2 protein-coding genes are annotated in these 2,008 nt (G+C 63.7%); both read left to right on the forward strand.

The features are described 5' to 3' along the window. On the forward strand, window positions 1–402 hold a 402-nt coding region (locus ACTHJR_RS03540; RefSeq protein WP_440521724.1), incomplete at its 5' end, for an AAA family ATPase. A 76-nt stretch (window positions 403–478) separates the two neighbouring features. Continuing rightward, a partial coding sequence (gene lepA / locus ACTHJR_RS03545; RefSeq protein ID WP_440521725.1) for a translation elongation factor 4 occupies window positions 479–2,008 on the forward strand: 1,530 nt, incomplete at its 3' end.

Consider the following 2,008-nt stretch of genomic DNA (forward strand, 5'->3'; position numbering starts at 1 on the left):
ACGAGCTGGACGATGGCCGACCTCGTCGCGATCGCTCAGGCGCACGATGCCCAGACGCGCCAGGCGATCGCCAGCGGGCGGACCCCGGTCATCCTCGACACCGATCCGCTGATGACCGAGGTCTGGGCGGAAATGCTCTACGGCCGCCACGATCCCTGGTTCGATTCGTGGAACGGCTTCGCCGACCTCTATCTGTTGTTCGACATCGACCTGCCCTGGGTCGAGGACGGTACGCGGATGTTCGGCACGCCGGACAAGCGCAAGCGCTTCTACGAATTGTCGATGGAAGTGCTCGAACGCCGCGGCGTGCGCTGGACGATGGTCGGCGGGGAGGGCGAGCAGCGCTATCTGACCGCGCTCCGCGCCATCCTCGGCACCGAGAAGTCGATGGCGGGCGCCTGACGCCTTCAGGGGTTTTGGCGTTTGGCGCCATGCCTGCTATCGGCGCGCGACTTCCCTCTTCAACGCAAAGATCATCGTGTCCACGCCGCTCGACAAAATCCGCAATTTCTCGATCATCGCGCACATCGACCATGGCAAGTCGACGCTCGCCGACCGCCTGATCCAGGCGACCGGCGGCCTGTCCGACCGCGAGATGTCCGAGCAGGTGCTCGACAATATGGAGATCGAGCGCGAGCGCGGGATCACCATCAAGGCGCAGACCGTGCGCTTGTCCTACAAGGCGCAGGACGGCGAGACCTATACGCTCAACCTGATGGACACGCCCGGGCATGTCGATTTCGCCTACGAGGTGTCGCGCAGCCTGGCGGCCTGCGAAGGCGCGCTACTGGTGGTCGACGCCGCGCAGGGTGTCGAGGCCCAGACGCTCGCCAACGTCTATCAGTCGATCGAGCACGACCATGAGATCGTGCCCGTCATCAACAAGATCGACCTGCCTGCCGCCGAGCCCGACAAGGTCAAGCTTGAGATCGAGGAAGTGATCGGCCTCGACGCGTCGAACGCGGTCCTGACTTCGGCCAAGTCGGGGATCGGCATCGGTGAAGTGCTGGAGGCGGTGGTGCAGCGCATCCCGCATCCCAAGGGCGATCCCAATGCACCGCTCAAGGCGATGCTGGTCGACAGCTGGTACGACCCCTATCTCGGCGTCGTCATCCTGGTCCGCGTGATCGACGGGGTGCTCAAGAAGGGCCAGCAGGTCACCTTCATGCAGGCCGGCACCCAGCACCTGGTCGACCGCGTCGGCTGCTTCCGGCCCAAGATCGAGCAATTGACCGATCTAGGCCCGGGCGAGATCGGCTTCATCACCGCGCAGATCAAGGACGTCGCGCAAGCGCGCGTCGGCGACACGCTGACCGACACCAAGCGTCCGGCGGCCGAGCCGCTGGCGGGGTTCAAGGAAGTCCAGCCGGTCGTGTTCTGCGGGCTTTTCCCGGTCGATGCCAACGACTTCGAGAAGCTTCGTGAGAGCATTTCCAAGCTGCGCCTCAACGACGCCAGTTTCTCGTTCGAAATGGAGACATCGGCGGCGCTCGGTTTCGGCTTCCGCTGCGGTTTCCTCGGCCTGCTGCACCTGGAGATCATCCAGGAGCGCCTGACTCGCGAATATGATCTCGACCTCATCACCACCGCGCCGAGCGTGGTCTATCAGATCGAGCTGACGCACGGGCAGGGCCATATCGAACTGCACAACCCGGCCGACATGCCCGATCCCAACAAGATCGCGCTGATCAGCGAGCCGTGGATCGAGGCGACGATCTATTGCCCCGACGAATATCTCGGCTCGATCCTCAAGCTCTGCCAGGATCGCCGCGGCATCCAGAAGAACCTGACCTATGTCGGCGGCCGCGCCCAGGTGACCTACGAACTGCCGCTCAACGAAGTGGTGTTCGACTTTTACGATCGCCTGAAGTCGATCAGCCGCGGCTATGCCAGCTTCGACTATCACCAGATCGGCTATCGCGAGGGCGACCTCGTCAAGATGTCGATCCTGGTCAACAACGAGCCGGTCGACGCGCTCAGCATGATCGTCCATCGCGGCACCGCCGAG

Source organism: Sphingomonas sp. (assembly GCF_051962185.1).
In the GTDB taxonomy this organism is placed as follows: Bacteria; Pseudomonadota; Alphaproteobacteria; order Sphingomonadales; family Sphingomonadaceae; genus Sphingomonas.